The organism is Sporomusa termitida (assembly GCF_007641255.1).
GTDB classification, from domain to species: Bacteria; Bacillota; Negativicutes; order Sporomusales; family Sporomusaceae; genus Sporomusa; species Sporomusa termitida.
The window spans coordinates 2,190,286-2,204,900 of the sequence record NZ_CP036259.1; the positions used below are offsets into that span (position 1 = coordinate 2,190,286).

Genomic DNA, 14,615 nt, shown 5'->3' on the forward strand with positions numbered 1-14,615 from the left:
TGCAAATAACATTGCCGTAATTGCCTACAGATTTTGTTTGCTATTTGCCATTTTTATCTTATTCATAGTTGATTTTATTGCTTAATTTCGTTATTATTTAAATAGCATTAGCACTCAGTAGTTAAGAGTGCTAATAACAACTCTACCGATAATGGAGGTTAATATGGCCCAAGAAGCAATCAACAAACAAACCAAAGAATTTCAGGCTGAGACCAAGCAATTACTGGATTTAATGGTGCACTCTATTTACACTAACCGGGAAATATTCCTGCGCGAGCTGATTTCCAATGCCTCAGATGCCATTGACAAGGTTAGGTTTGAAGCTTTAACCAATCATGCCCTGCTGGAAGACAATGCTGATTTTGAAATTTTTATTCTGCCTGATGAAGCTACGAACACGCTGACTATTGCGGATAACGGTATGGGTATGACCTACGAGGAAGTTATTGAGAACATCGGCACAATTGCCAAATCAGGCACCAAAGCCTTTCTAGACAAAGTAAAAGCGGCCGGTTCAGCAGCCGATACAGAGCTAATCGGCCAGTTTGGCGTTGGTTTCTACTCTGCTTTCATGGTGGCCGAAAAAGTAACGCTGGTCACCCGTGCTCCCGGGCAGTCCCAAGGTGTCCGCTGGGAATCGGCTGGCGATGGAACTTATACAATTGAAGAAATTGAAAAGGAAACCCGCGGGACCACACTTATCCTGACCCTTAAGGAGGAGTACCGGTCGGCCGAGCACCCGGACGAAAACTTCCTGAATCGCTATACTTTGCAAAACCTAATTAAAAAATACTCAGACTATATTCGTTATCCCATTAAAATGAACTTTGTCAAAGAAGAAAAACCGCTTGATGATGACGGTAAAGTTATTGAAGATGCGCCGGCTACCCAGACAGTTGAGGTCCGTACCCTCAACTCCATGGCGCCTCTCTGGACTAAAAACAAAAATGATATTACTCAGGAAGAATATCATCAATTATATAAAAATTTGTTTCATGCCTGGGAAGATCCCCTGGAAACAATCCATTCCAAGGTAGAGGGCGCAGTCGAGTATACCAGTTTATTATTTATTCCTGCCCATGCACCTTTTGATTTTTATCAGCGTGAAGCAACAACAGGGATCCGCTTATATTCTAAGAATGTGTTTATTATGGACAATTGCCAGGATCTTCTGCCTGAATACTTGCGTTTTGTTAAAGGCTTGGTGGATTCACCGGACTTCTCGCTTAACATTTCCCGCGAATTGCTCCAGCACAGTCAACAACTAAAACGGGTTGGCAAAAATCTTGAGAAAAGTGTGTTGAAAACACTCGAAAATCTATTAAGCAAAGACCGCCCCAAGTATGAAAAATTTTGGCTGGAATATGGTAAAGCCATTAAAACCGGTGTGTATTCCGACTATCAAAGCCGGGATAAATTAAAAGATTTGCTGCTGTTTAACACATCACAGGCGGCCGATGAGCTTACCAGTCTGGAAGATTATGTTAACCGGATGCCCCCAACCCAAAAAGTGATTTATTATGCTACCGGCAAAGACCGCTCGGCAGTCGAACGCCTGCCCCAAATGGAACTGCTGCGGGAAAAAGGGGTTGAGGTTCTCTATCTGTTTGACAGGGTCGATGAGTTTGCTATTGATGCCCTGCGTGAATATAAAGAGAAAAAATTTCAGTCAGTCAGCCGGGGCAAATTGGAACTTGACGATATTGATGCTGCTGAAGCCAAAAAAGACACTGCCGAATTAACCAAGGAAAATGAACCGCTGATTAAAGCCATCAAAGAACATCTCAACGGTAAGGTAGCCGATGTTAAGATCAGCAGCCGTCTAAAATCAAGTGCTGTTTGTCTGGTAAGTGATGATAATGGAATCAGCCTGTCTATGGAACAGATTCTGTCTGAGATGAATAAAACTATGTATAAAGCCAACCGGATTCTCGAAATTAATCCGGAGCATGAAATCTTTGCGGTAATAAAGAATTTATATCAAAATACACCCGAATCTGAAGCCTTCAAAGATTATTGCGACTTACTCTATGGACAAGCCTTGCTTATGGAAGGAATTGCGCCGGATGATCCAATCAGCTTTGCCAACAAAGTAGCCAGTTTAATGGCCCGCAGCAGCCACTAAGACGGTTATGCGCCTATCAGCTTTATCCTGGTAGGCGCTATCTTATTGAGCGAAAATCTGATGCGCAGACCTACATTGTTGAGTATCCATACCAGTTCGTATGAATACAATAGAAAGCAGCTAAAAAATGACTCTCGCTGATAATTCTTTCCAGGGATGGCCGGGAGCATAATGACTAAATATAATTTGGAACCATTTGTACACGGTTCTCCTTTCTCCCCTTCCCAATTACTGCCTGGGATGTATATATAATTATTTGCTAGGTTAAATTCTCTTGTGGAGGAACATATGAATCAGCAGGAACAGAATTTTGAGATTGACAGGCTGGCAAAAACACTCCGGCAGGTATCAGAACAAATCCAAATCAGCGAGCAGAGCTCCGACAACCAGCGGGATACATTGCAGGCTACCCTGCGCGACTATTGGAAATCGGGTGGCGGTAACTCTACTGATGAGGCCCAGTTTATTGAAACTATGGACCGCCAACGGGCCTTATCCACACACATACATTACTCAGCCCGCCACTTGCATAAAATGCTAAAATCACCTTATTTTGGACGTATTGATTTTACTGAGACTGACGAGCGCCGGCCTGAGATGATTTATATTGGTATCGGGAGCTTAAGTGATAAAGAAACCGGTAGTTTTCTGATTTACGACTGGCGGGCTCCGGTAGCAAGCATGTTTTATGATTATGGTCAGGGAGCGGCAGCATACCATTGTCCTGCAGGTACAATTACCGGGGTGATTAGTCTTAAGCGGCAGTTTAAAATTGTAAACGGACAAATAGAATACATGTTTGATTCTGACTTGAAAATTGATGATGAAATCCTCCAGCAGTTGCTAAGCAAAAGCGCCGATGATAAAATGCATACGATCGTCAATAGCATTCAGCGTGAACAAAATCAGATAATCCGCGATCAGGCGCATCGGGTATTATTTGTTGAGGGGCCTGCCGGCAGCGGCAAAACGTCGGCTGCTTTACACCGGGTGGCTTTTTTATTGTATCAGGACCGCGCCGGACTGACGTCCCAGAATGTGTTAATTCTTTCGCCCAACCACATCTTTGGTGATTATATCTCCAGTGTGTTGCCGGAAATTGGCGAAGAAAACGTTGTCCAAATGACATTTCAGGACTATGTTGCCCGATCGGCTGCCGAAATGCCTGTCCAGTTTGAAGCCCGTACCACCTATTTGGAGTATATGCTGACACCTAACCCGGATCCAAAACGAGTCGCTAATATACGTTTTAAATCATCCGAGTTTTTTTGTCAGGCTTTGCTTCGCTATCTGGACCGGCTGGCATCAGACCGGGTAGATAACTATCCGGCGATTACTGTGCGGGGTGAAACAATCTTTTATCAGGACGAATGGCGTCACTATTATACCGGCAGTTTTGCAATGATGCCGCCGGTGCTGCGGCTTGAAAAAATAAAAACAATTATCCAAAAGCGGCTAAGTGAAGTCATTCAGAGAATCCGCCAGGAAAAAATTGAAGAGATAATTATTGCCGGTGAAGAGATTAATGAAAAAGTAATTAAGGCACTGGCCCGAATTCAAACCAGGGATGAGCTGCGGGCAACAACTGACCAGCTTGAGCAACTGACCACACTGGATGTTCTTAATGAATATAAACAACTGTTTAAGCATAACCGATTATTGACAGAAACAGGTCTGGCTATCCCGGCAGACTGGGAAATTATTCAAAAACAGACCTGTGCCTTTCTTCAGAAGGGGCTTCTTCCTTATGAAGATATCCCGCCATTTTTATACTTCCAGGGTATATTGCAAGGTTTTCCTGCTAAACCTGATATCAAGCACGTCATAATCGATGAGGCCCAGGACTATACCAGTTTTCAATATAAAATTCTCGCTCAGTTGTTTCCCAACTGTTCCTGGACAATCGTCGGCGATCCTGCCCAGGCAGTACAGCCCTATCTGATGACTGCAAGCTTCAAGGAAGCAAGCACTAGCATCGGCGTCGAGAATACGCTGCTGTTCAGACTTACGAAAAGCTACCGCTCAACCCGTGAAATTCAGGCCTTGTGCCAAGCGTTACTCCCTGATGCAGGTGAAGTGTTCTCAGTGAACCGCTCCGGTCCGCTGCCGGTTATTGTACAAGTGCAGCAATCCCGGGAGCAAACTGCAGTTATTGCCAGTACCATACAGGCAATGCTGGACCAGGGCTGGCGTTCCATAGGGGTGATCACAAAGACCGCCGCCCAGGCAATGACCGTTTATCCAACTATCGATCATACTGTCAGGCCCAGCCTTGTTACTAAGGAAGATGATGAATTTTACCGGGGTGTTGTTGTTATGCCGGCCTATTTGGCCAAAGGGTTAGAATTTGATGCCGTATTGGTAGTAAATGCTGACGACATCAATTACAGTCATGATCAGGACCGGCATATACTGTATACCATCTGTACCCGGGCACTGCATCGCCTGGTTCTTTATTATACAGATACCCCCTCCCCGTTTATCGCCCGGCTTGATCCGGCGTTATACAAGAATAAGCCTGACTGGTAAAAGCAAAAGCTGCCTGCCGGCAGCTGCAAAATATGTATGTATTTATTTATTTACCGGGACCTTTAACATCTGGCCGGGATACACCTGGGCATTATTATTTAACTTATTTACCTGCCTGATTAAAAATACCTTTTCCCTGATGTCCTCTTTGGCGGTAACGTAGTTTGCCGCTATCTTCCAAACCGTATCACCTGGCTGGACATAGACTGTTTCATAGGCGTCTGCACCGGCAAAGGCACTTGAATTGGCTAAGGGGGTAATTATCAATAAACCGAGAACCAGGGACAGTGTCAATATAGCTTTCATTCAATACACACCTCGCTGAACTTATGTTCGATATAGGTTAATTGTAGCACAGTACGTATGTTCTGCGCAAGTATGTTCGATGATTTTTTTAATCCGGCTTATTCCGGTCCCTTGTAGCCGGGGCTGGCAGCAATCTTGATAATTGTTGATAAAATTTCAGAACTAATGTTCTCTTTTTTCCCTGTTTGTGGTACAATTGGGACGAGGTGATGTTGTGGCTGCTAATTCACTCAGCGCTAAGCAAAATCAGATATTAAGCTATATTAAAGAAAATCTCCGGGCCAAGGGGTATCCGCCTTCTGTACGTGAAATTGGTGAAGCGGTCGGCCTTAGCAGTAGTTCTACTGTGCATTCTCATTTAACAAAGCTTGAATCTTTGGGTTATATTAAACGGGACCCTACCAAACCCCGGGCTATTGACGTACTTGATGAGGCTCAGTGGCGGCAGAAAACAGTTATTCCGGTACCCTTAATCGGTATGGTGACAGCTGGTCAGCCTATATTAGCTATTGAAAATATTGAGGAAACCTACCCATTGCCGGCAGAACTGTTAGGTAGCGAAGATGATGTATTTATGTTGTCTGTTAAGGGGGACAGCATGGTTAATGCCGGTATTCTTGACGGCGATTACATACTGGTGAGGCAGCAAAGTAATGCCAATAATGGCGATATTATAGTAGCTTTAATTGATGATGAAGAGGCTACCGTAAAACGGTTCTACAAAGAGTCTGGCCGGATCCGGCTGCAGCCGGAGAATGATTTAATGGAGCCTATTTATGCGGAACAGGTAGCTATTGTTGGCAAGGTTGTAGGGCTATTCAGGAGTATGTAAGAAAACACAGGGGAATATAAAAGCAGATGACAAGCTGGCAATTGCCAGCTTGTCATCTGCTTAATTTTACTGCCAAACCGTTACATCCAGGTAACCGCCAATGGATTGCGGTCAACAAGCCTGTAATAGGGATATTGAGGATAGCCAACCATGACTGCCCCGGTGATAACCTTGCCTTTGGGGATGTTGAACAATTTTATCAGTGGTATATAATTTGCAAAGGCGCACATTTCAAAAAGCCCTGCCCAGCATGAACCTAAGCCGAGGGCCGGTGCAAAAAGCTCAAGATAGGCAAATGAAAATATCGTATTTTCTCTGGCATGGGCAAGAGCAGTTTCAGTAACGGCCAGGATTAAGTGTGGAGCTCCCCTGAGGATGGGGTCTTTTTCAGTTTCGTAATAGGAGCGAATATGATAATCAAAGCTCCAGTGTGTTTTGGGCTGTTCCTCCATCCAGTTTATGGTTGCAGCTGTAGCTTGTCGAAGTATTTTTGAGTCTTCAATAATTATGTATGATACCCCCTGACTGTTACTGCCGGTAGGTGCAAATCGCGCAATATCTATTAGTTTTAATAACTGATCACGGGGAACCGGCGTGTTTTTGTAGCGCCGGACAGAGCGGCGTGAGCGAAGGAACTCCCGGGCGTCTTTTTCACTTAGAACAGGAAATCTCTCTAATGTAACCTGGTTTGCCAACAGGGCTTTCTGATTATTAATGGCAGCCTGAGGACATACGGCCACACAGTGACCGCAGGCAATACAGGCCTGCGGCAAGATTTGCTCTATACCGGCAGTGCCTTTAATCAGAACTCCTACAGGGCATACTTCGGCGCAAATACCGCATTGAATACATCGCTGTTGATTTGTTTCCAGCAAACTCAAACTAACCACCTCTTAGCTTTTACCGTATTCCATAACGGCCGAATGATTCTGCTATAATAATAATCATTTATGCATAAATAAGCAAGTACGCACTTTTCTGTAGTATAGTATCCGATTGTATACTGAATGATATTTAAAAACCATCTAATGCTTTTCTTTATACCATAGCACCAGCAGAATAATATAAATCGTTAACAAAATCCCAACAAAATAATAATTCACGTAATCACCTCTCAAGATTATCATCTCAAGAAACAGTAAAAAAATACGAAAAGGCAGCCGGCATGTAACCCTGCCTGCTGCCAATCATAATTATTGGGGATTTATTGAGTTGATAATCAATCAAGGCCTGCTGATTCGGATCTGAGTCACCTCGCAGCCGGCAATTTCAATCTCCTTGTTTCTATATAAGGCAATTTTGCAAAAGCGCAGCAGGTTTGTTGGCAGATTTGCCACGTGCCATTTAGGTTTCATAGGTATTTTCCTTTCTAGGGGAAAGCCATAATACTTTATATATATTATATAGAAGAAAAGCAATGCAGTCCATTGGAATATATAGGTAGTATAATTCTGGCGGAAAATAAAAGAGCCGCCCCCGCGCACAGGAAACGGCTCGCACCGGTGACACACTCGGCCACTCGGTTATGGCCTTTGGCCATGGATACTATATAAACTTCCTTGCTCTGCCGGCGGTGCCGGTTAGCGCAACAAGTTTGATTTCATTATACATGTTGCGTTGCTTTTATTTGTTAAGTAGGGATTAATTATTTGTTAAGGGTTTGCCGACGGCGGGTCACCTCCTTTCTACATAATCCGTATAATAAAGTAACCGGTATTGTAAGGGTGGTGATAATTTGATTATTGATTTTGATGAACAAAAATTTAGAAGTGAAGTTAAAAATATGGTTCGCCCCTTAGGATTAAACAAACGTCAGGTTGAAGAAATTATTAATCAGGCCTTAATTGCGATTCGTAAGGCAAGTAAACCAGCAAAGCTGTAAATAGTACCGGTAGTGATTAGGCTGACAGGTAGTCAGCCTTTTTTATGTAACATCAGCTTTTTAAATCTATAAAACAGAAACCCAGAGCGCAGCACATAATCAATCAGATTTACCAGCCACACGCCGGCAATGCCCCAGTCGAAAGTAAAGCAGAGTACATAAATGCCGATGACGCGAATGATCCAGATGCCGGCAATCGTGCTGTACATCGGACTTTTCGTATCACCTGCCCCCTGCAGTGCTCCCGCTATAACCAGACTTACGGCTGTAAACGGCTGGGCAAAGGCATCAATCCGCAGCCCGATGGTCACCATATCGATTACCTTTTGCTCATTCGTAAACAACGGTCCCGCCATAGCCGCAAAAGCAAAATAGAGAATGCCAACAATCCCCATAAAGACGGCGGCAACACCCATGATGACGATTCCGTAATGATAAGCGTCATTTTTACGGTTAGCACCAACCTGATTGCCGACAATTGTTGTTGCCGCCACAGCAATTCCGTAGCCTGGCAGAAAGGCAAACTGAGAGATAATTCCGCCAAAAATAAAGGACGAATAAGCATCTGTTCCCAGCCGTACAATCAAACCGGCATAAAATAACTGCCCTAACCGCATAATCAGCCTCTCTGTAACAGCAGGGCCGGATATCTGCAATAATGGCCGGGTAAACTGACCTGCCCAGCCCTGGGCTAAAGTAAAAGCTATTTTTGACTTTTGAATATAAAAATAAAGTGCCAATACGCCAGCCAGCCGCGCAATCGTTGTAGCCCAGGCGGCCCCGGCAATTCCCCAGCCCTGCCAGTCGCCGCTACCAAAGATCAACAGATATGCTAAAATGATATGCAGCAAATTTACCCACAGGCCGACCTTCATTGGGGATGTCGTATCACTGGCGCTGCGTAGTATACTGCCCAATATCGTCATCAGGGAAATCAGCACAGACGGGATGGCCACAATCTGAAAATACTTTATTCCCACCTGCAGAACCTCAGGCTCAGTTCCCATATAGCGAAGCAAAGGTTCAGCAAATACTAATGTGACAACACCAAAAAACAAACCTAATAAAATAGCAAGCCAGGTTGATTGTCTGGCGATGGCTTTGGCCTTGCCGATATCTCCGGCCCCGAGGCAGCGGGCAATCAGTGAGGAGGACCCTATTCCCATCGCCATAAATACCGCAATATAAATGGCTACGATGGCATTGGTCACGCCCACGGCGGCAACTTCCTGCAAGCCGATTTTAGCAACAAACAGGGTATCAACAAACCCAACAATATTTAATAAAAAATTTTCGATTACAGTTGGCACAGCCAATGTCAATACTACCCGGACTTTCTCTTTCCATGTTTCGCTACTGACCGAATTAGGCATTTGCAAATCTCCCGGCCTTCATAGTATCATCCCAGTCCAGACTTACTGGGTTAAACGCCTGGGTTCAGACTTTGGCTTTCAGCCATATCCCCCCACGGGGGATATTTTAATTAAAAAAATTATCCTGCCCTTCAGGATTACAGATAAGAAATACGGCTTACCGTTAGCCGCTGCTGCCCTTACCTGGCACAAGCTAACGGTAAGCGGAAAAACCATAAAAATGCCCTCTTACAGATAATAAGCAAAGCATTTTCCTGGTTAATACAGGCCTGTATTTTGCGCTTGTCGGTTATAATCGTTTTTCCATATGTACAATCTCAAAACTGCCGCCTTGATCAAGGATAATTTCAAACCCCTGTTTCTGCCAAAAGTTAAAGCCTCCGGGCAAAAAGTGATGGGTATGCAGATACAGCATTTTATACCCGTGCTGCCGGCAAAAGTCAGTCATTAGTCCGACAAGCTTTGAACCAATTCCCTGGCGTCTTAAACCGGCGTCAATGTAGCAGCGTCCCACTTCGGCGGTTGCGGGCAGATGGTAGCGGCCCTTGAGCAACTCGATTCTGTCATTGTAAGCACAAATCGCTGCCGAACCGACAACAGTTCCCGCTGGTGTAAATACCGCCCACATGTTGCAGTTTTCCGGTTCAAGGTAGGTTTTTCCCAGTCCCCAGACATCGTCAGTAATGGCCACCTGACCTTCCTGGTGGAATAAATCCCGCAGCTGCTTTAACAAAAAGTCCTGTACAGATGCTATGTCTTCAGACCGAATGGGACGGATTACTAAATTCTGCGTAGTCAAGCAAATACCTCCCTATAAGTGTTTAGCCGTTACATTCTTTTTGCAGGTCTACGGCTGCCCGCCTTGTTAGGCTTTAGCCGTCAATTGGGCAATTCTCCTGTTCAGTCCTGGCAGATAAGCCCACAGGAAAAGCGAGCGGCCCAGACTGAATACGATAAACGCCAGCCAAATGCCATGGTTGCCCAGGGTGGGAACGGCCAGCCACAGGCAGATGAAATAAGTGATCAAAGAATATACCAGTGAATTACGGACCGGCGCCGCCGCCGTTGCCCCCACAAAAACCCCGTACAGCTCCAGCCCCCAGAAAGCGGCCAGGGGAAACAGGGCTAGCCAGAAACTATATTGCAATGCGACCTGCTGGACATCAGCCAGGGTGGTAAACATTTGAATCAGAGGAATTCTAAACATTACTATCATTGCTGCCAATACAACTGCGGTAGCGCCGCCCCAGATGGCTGTCAGCTTAACGGTTTTGCCATATAGCGCCTCATTTTTCTCGCCAATTGCCTGACCTACCATAACAGTACCGGCATTGGCAAATCCGCTCAGGAAGTAGGCCATCACAAAATGCAGCTGCAATAAAACGGCATTGGCCGCCAGAATGGTGTCCCCGTACCGCAGGCCGTAAGCCGCCAGGCAATTGTAAACAGTCAGCAGACAGGCTGTTCTGATAAACAAATCCCGGTTTACTTTCATCATGTGGATCAATGCCGCCGGATCAACAATCATTTTTACTGAAAGCTTCGCCAGTGTAATAGCCCTGCTTTGTAATAAAATGGCTGCACTCAGCAGAAAAGCCGCAATCTCGGCAATCAGCGTTGCCGCCGCTACCCCCCCGGCCGCCCAGCCGAAGCCGGCGACAAACAATATTGCCAGCACCATATTCAGCACATTCATAAAAACCTGCAAAGCAAGCGAAAGTTTTACTTTCGCCATTCCCATCAGCCAGCCGACAATGACATAATTGCCCAGCGTAAACGGCGCGCTCCAGATGCGGATATGATAATAGGCGGCGGCAATCTCGCCCACTGTCTCATTCGGCGCCAGCAGGGTAAATGAGATCTGCTTTATCGGCCACTGCAGAGCAACAATCACCAGCCCGAGGCCAATAGCAATCAGCAGCGGCCTTAACAATGCCAGCGTAATCGCCTGTTTATCTCCGCTGCCGCTGGCTTGGGCACTAAACCCTGAAGTGCTGACACGTAAGAAACCCAGAACCCAGTATAATGTGTTAAAAATAAGCACCGCGATGGAAACACCACCAATGTAGGCGGCCTGCGGGAGCCTGCCCATAATTGCCGTATCGACGACCCCCAGCAGCGGTGTGGTTAGTGTGGCAATGGTCAACGGTATGGCCAGAGCCATGAAGTTTTTATGATCAGCCAGGCCAATCACAGTTGTTGTTTTTTCCTGCATTTGTGCTCCTTACTGTCGGTGTAATCAAATAAATATCCCAATGCATTGACTGCCTTGGGATAAAATAAGCACAAAAAAACTATTGCACAAATCTCCTCCCTATCGTTCGCAGGTAATAACGGTGATTGACATATAGGCAGTTCTCCTGGCTCTGGATCATCGCTCCTCCAAACCTTCCCAAAACAAAACGTTTCAGTGGCATTTCTTGGAATTGCTCTCCCATTACAGTGGCGGGACCGCGCCGGCTTTCAACCGGACTTCCCTATTAAGCCCTCTCGGGCACCTATATCGTAGTTATGGAGTTTTCAGCGCAGATAATGTATATAATTATGTAAGACACTTGTATAAAAGTATTGCATAAAAAGGCTAAATTTGTCAAGAGCCTGCTCCGCTGCCAATTAGTCATAACTATTTTCCGACAGATCAAAGAGACTTGATGACTTGGGGAAATATAGCCAGTGCTCTAATCATGTAAAAAAGACTGTATGTGGCCATACAGTCATAGAAAAATTAACTAGCTGCCTATACCTATATATAACGTAAAAACCTTGTTCTAGCAGCTACAAGCAGTTATCCTGACTTTATCATAAATTTGTCTAGAACTGCTTCAGGCCCCTGCCTTTTTGTACCTTTAACAAAGTATTAAAGCAATCAATAAGGTTAGAACAATCAGAATCACAAGCCCCAGCCATACCTGCCAGCTTTCAAAATTATGAATAGCTGCGAAACCATTTACAGCCCCCTTGGTTTTTCGGCCGACATCATCAATCGTAGTTTTAATTTTTTCTATATCCATCTTAATACCTCCATATTATGTTATTTTATTATATTCACATTGCATTAGAGCCGTTTGTAAAAAGTTAAAATTTTTTCGCGGGGAAAAAAGTCTCTGCCTGCCTTCCTAAGCAGGGAACAGCACCGGCCCAATCCCTATGAATGTGTGGGTTTGTCACAGGCTTTAGCACAGCCGCCAGCAATAGAGCCAATCAGTATATCAAGCGAGCCTATCCTTTGTCCGTGAAAGCATTTACGGTATCAGCCGCTGAACTGAATTTCAGTTACCGGCGCCAGCAAGAATAAAGCGGACATGACACTACACCTGCCTTTCTATTGCCTGCGACTCATGGTATAATGAAGTCACTGAAGGCATTACGGGAGGGACTTGGTGTGAGCGAGCAGTTAAATCAGATTCAATCCATGATGGAACAGCTCATCAAAATGGTAGGCAGTAATAACGCAGCCCTTGAGGAGCTACGCCAGGATACGAAGGCATCTGTTGAGGGATTACGCCAGGAATTGAAAGAGACGAAAGCCGAATTAAAGACCGACATAGCTGCACTTGACGCCAAGGTGGAACAATACGGACAAGTCCAGCAGCAGGACGTGTATCATCTTCTGGCGCATATCGACAAGAAAACTGACTCCATAATGGCCACCCAGACAACCCAGGGAGAATCCATTAACATCCTGGTCATGCGCCAATTGCAGATGGAAGCGGAAGTCGCCGCCAGCAAGAAAGCTAAATAGCAATTACGTGTACAGGGGCTGTCATACTAGAGTACCGGCTTCTATTCATTCATAAAGAAGATTAACCAATCGATGGTGTGCCCAAACTGCCAAAAATAAAAAAAGCTCCACATCGTGTGTGAAGCCTTAAGCTGGTTCAGCTCTCCGGTTCAATCCTCTTCCAGTTCATGTTGATGATATAAATAGTCCGTGTCCGGGGTCAGGCCTCACACTTCACACAATTGTTGCTTAATCTTCTCTGCCTGGCGTGGTGTCATCATGACAAAACCACAATTGCTATATCTTCCTAGCCTACAGCCTAGTGCCCACCTATGGCTAACTTCGATGACGTACTTCTATAATACATATTTCTTTTGCGAGTTCATTTAATTTTTCTGATATATTAACAATATGATTTTTATCTAAATTTGCATCCCACTCGTCTAACAATAGTAGTTGAAGCTTGCCGCTTCTTTTTATCTCATCTAATGACTCTATGGTTTTTTCGCCGGTGGATAAGTTTTTATTAGAACTGAATTCAAAAAACATATCAGAATGAGGCGGTAACAGGACAGCTTTTTCGCTTAACTGTTCCTTAATCAGGGCCAGAAGTGACGATTTTCCTGTACCATTATCGCCTCGTAGAGTAATTCTTCCCGGACTAAAGTCTTGAGTAATATCTTGTATGGAATTCATAGAAGCAATAGTAATAATCGTATTGTCTTTTTCAGCCTTAATCCGATTCCAGGAAATAGTGCCACCATTTATAGGTTCGGTAATAATCAAGGCTGATTTTAATCCCTCAAGCCGCGTTTTTAAACTATTCCAACGCGATGCATAAGCTACAATTGCAGTCACATGAAAAATGGTTATAACTTGCCGGGGAAATGTAGCAATAAGCATACTTAGGAATACTTCATTTCCTATATTTTGATATATTAACCACACCCAAGTACCAATTATCGGCAATAAGACAAGAAACATGGAAATTACGGTTGTCAGTTCACTAAAAAGTACAGATTTCAAAGCTGACGTATTCGCTTTGTTATGTTTATCGATAAAATAATTTTTCCATAAATGTATATTTAATTGATTGCCAATTAAAATGGAGTCCCAGGCTGGTAACAATGATTGCATCATAGCTGTTCGGTCTGCTTGGGCCTGTTTGGCGGAAGCAGTTACCAGCGGTTTTAGACTTTTAACAGCAATAGTAATTAACGGAATCGTTATGGCATAAGCAAGCATCAACTTTTTATCAATAATAAAACCAAGAATACCTATGTTAAAAACAATATTAAAAAGAGTAGTGAGTACACTGATAATAAACCCCACGAATTCATTGATTACCAACCATGCCTCATTATTTAAATAAGGCTGTCGTTCTTGTTTGAATTCGATATTAGTTCTTAATTGGGCTCTGCCCCTAAAAGAAACTGTAAACATATCAACATACTTTCTAAAAGAACTAAAAATAGCTTTGCTCTGAAAGTAAGCCGTTCCGGGACCTGGAATATATATTAAAGATAACGATAGTATAAATAGCACCAACCATAATGAAAAATCTTGTTTTAATACGACTGCTTGACTCAATTTAACTATCCATAAGGTTGAAGATGCGAGTATTGCTTGTAGGATAAGAATGCATAGTATCATTAAACAAAAACTTTTATTAACAAAAATAAACATATTAAATTTTTTCATTTTAGGCATGTACTCCTAACCAAAATAAAAAAGTTCTTTACTGCCAGCGAGCAGCATAATCTATGGGATTGAGTTTTCAAGTTGGCAAAGCTGATTATTTTGCGATAATCTTTTGATTAGTTTATAACTTTGATAATATAATGGCG

12 protein-coding genes and 1 riboswitch are annotated in these 14,615 nt (G+C 43.9%); of the genes, 5 read left to right on the forward strand and 7 right to left on the reverse strand.

Going from position 1 to position 14,615, the window contains the following annotated elements:
* Positions 1-163: 163 nt before the first annotated feature.
* Both htpG and SPTER_RS10115 read left to right on the forward strand, forming a co-directional pair.
* Positions 164-2,125, forward strand: coding sequence for a molecular chaperone HtpG (gene htpG / locus SPTER_RS10110; RefSeq protein ID WP_144350303.1), 1,962 nt, complete (start codon positions 164-166; stop codon positions 2,123-2,125).
* 288 nt (positions 2,126-2,413) lie between these two features.
* Positions 2,414-4,654 carry a HelD family protein gene (locus SPTER_RS10115; RefSeq protein WP_144350304.1) on the forward strand — a complete coding sequence of 747 codons (2,241 nt, stop codon included), beginning with the start codon at positions 2,414-2,416 and terminating at the stop codon, positions 4,652-4,654.
* A gap of 42 nt (positions 4,655-4,696) precedes the next feature.
* Here SPTER_RS10115 and SPTER_RS10120 read toward each other — a convergent pair whose 3' ends face one another.
* Entirely contained in the window at positions 4,697-4,960 is a 264-nt protein-coding gene (locus SPTER_RS10120; protein WP_144350305.1) for a LysM peptidoglycan-binding domain-containing protein, read from the reverse strand.
* A 187-nt stretch (positions 4,961-5,147) separates the two neighbouring features.
* Here SPTER_RS10120 and lexA point away from each other — a divergent pair, with 187 nt between their 5' ends.
* Positions 5,148-5,792, forward strand: coding sequence for a transcriptional repressor LexA (lexA, locus tag SPTER_RS10125; protein WP_246105555.1), 645 nt, complete (start codon positions 5,148-5,150; stop codon positions 5,790-5,792).
* 80 nt (positions 5,793-5,872) lie between these two features.
* On the opposite strand, the gene SPTER_RS10130 is transcribed toward lexA, so the two are convergent.
* Positions 5,873-6,673, reverse strand: a complete 801-nt coding sequence (locus tag SPTER_RS10130) for a nitroreductase family protein (RefSeq protein ID WP_144350307.1) — start codon at positions 6,671-6,673, stop codon at positions 5,873-5,875.
* Positions 6,674-7,527: 854 nt separating this feature from the next.
* Here SPTER_RS10130 and SPTER_RS24710 point away from each other — a divergent pair.
* Positions 7,528-7,674 (forward strand): hypothetical protein, encoded by a 147-nt coding sequence (locus SPTER_RS24710; protein ID WP_170233230.1) that lies wholly within the window; start codon positions 7,528-7,530, stop codon positions 7,672-7,674.
* A gap of 32 nt (positions 7,675-7,706) precedes the next feature.
* On the opposite strand, the gene SPTER_RS10135 is transcribed toward SPTER_RS24710, so the two are convergent.
* From SPTER_RS10135 to SPTER_RS24715, 4 genes are all read right to left on the reverse strand, one after another.
* Positions 7,707-9,047: an MATE family efflux transporter gene (locus SPTER_RS10135; RefSeq protein WP_144350308.1), complete on the reverse strand. Its 1,341-nt coding sequence runs from the start codon at positions 9,045-9,047 to the stop codon at positions 7,707-7,709.
* Between the two features lie 289 nt (positions 9,048-9,336).
* Positions 9,337-9,846, reverse strand: coding sequence for a GNAT family N-acetyltransferase (locus SPTER_RS10140; protein ID WP_144350309.1), 510 nt, complete (start codon positions 9,844-9,846; stop codon positions 9,337-9,339).
* A gap of 66 nt (positions 9,847-9,912) precedes the next feature.
* Complete coding sequence (locus SPTER_RS10145) at positions 9,913-11,262, reverse strand: MATE family efflux transporter (protein WP_144350310.1); 1,350 nt, start codon at positions 11,260-11,262, stop codon at positions 9,913-9,915.
* Positions 11,263-11,380: 118 nt separating this feature from the next.
* Positions 11,381-11,564: riboswitch (cobalamin riboswitch) on the reverse strand.
* Positions 11,565-11,893: 329 nt separating this feature from the next.
* Positions 11,894-12,058 (reverse strand): hypothetical protein, encoded by a 165-nt coding sequence (locus tag SPTER_RS24715; RefSeq protein ID WP_170233231.1) that lies wholly within the window; start codon positions 12,056-12,058, stop codon positions 11,894-11,896.
* A gap of 371 nt (positions 12,059-12,429) precedes the next feature.
* Between SPTER_RS24715 and SPTER_RS10150 the strand changes: the two genes are divergently transcribed.
* Positions 12,430-12,789 carry a hypothetical protein gene (locus SPTER_RS10150; protein ID WP_144350311.1) on the forward strand — a complete coding sequence of 120 codons (360 nt, stop codon included), beginning with the start codon at positions 12,430-12,432 and terminating at the stop codon, positions 12,787-12,789.
* A 315-nt stretch (positions 12,790-13,104) separates the two neighbouring features.
* Here the strand turns inward: SPTER_RS10150 and SPTER_RS10155 are convergent, their stop codons facing one another.
* Entirely contained in the window at positions 13,105-14,469 is a 1,365-nt protein-coding gene (locus SPTER_RS10155) for an ABC transporter family protein (protein ID WP_144350312.1), read from the reverse strand.
* Positions 14,470-14,615: the final 146 nt, after the last annotated feature.

What these genes read in the sequence shown, in the direction of transcription:
- SPTER_RS10135 (WP_144350308.1), bottom strand. Translation starts at nt 9,047, where the DNA reads ATGCCTAATTCGGTCAGTAGCGAAACATGGAAAGAGAAAGTCCGGGTA.
- SPTER_RS10115 (WP_144350304.1), top strand. Translation starts at nt 2,414, where the DNA reads ATGAATCAGCAGGAACAGAATTTTGAGATTGACAGGCTGGCAAAAACA.
- SPTER_RS10120 (WP_144350305.1), bottom strand. Translation starts at nt 4,960, where the DNA reads ATGAAAGCTATATTGACACTGTCCCTGGTTCTCGGTTTATTGATAATT.
- htpG (WP_144350303.1), top strand. Translation starts at nt 164, where the DNA reads ATGGCCCAAGAAGCAATCAACAAACAAACCAAAGAATTTCAGGCTGAG.
- SPTER_RS10155 (WP_144350312.1), bottom strand. Translation starts at nt 14,469, where the DNA reads ATGAAAAAATTTAATATGTTTATTTTTGTTAATAAAAGTTTTTGTTTA.
- SPTER_RS10145 (WP_144350310.1), bottom strand. Translation starts at nt 11,262, where the DNA reads ATGCAGGAAAAAACAACAACTGTGATTGGCCTGGCTGATCATAAAAAC.
- SPTER_RS24715 (WP_170233231.1), bottom strand. Translation starts at nt 12,058, where the DNA reads ATGGATATAGAAAAAATTAAAACTACGATTGATGATGTCGGCCGAAAA.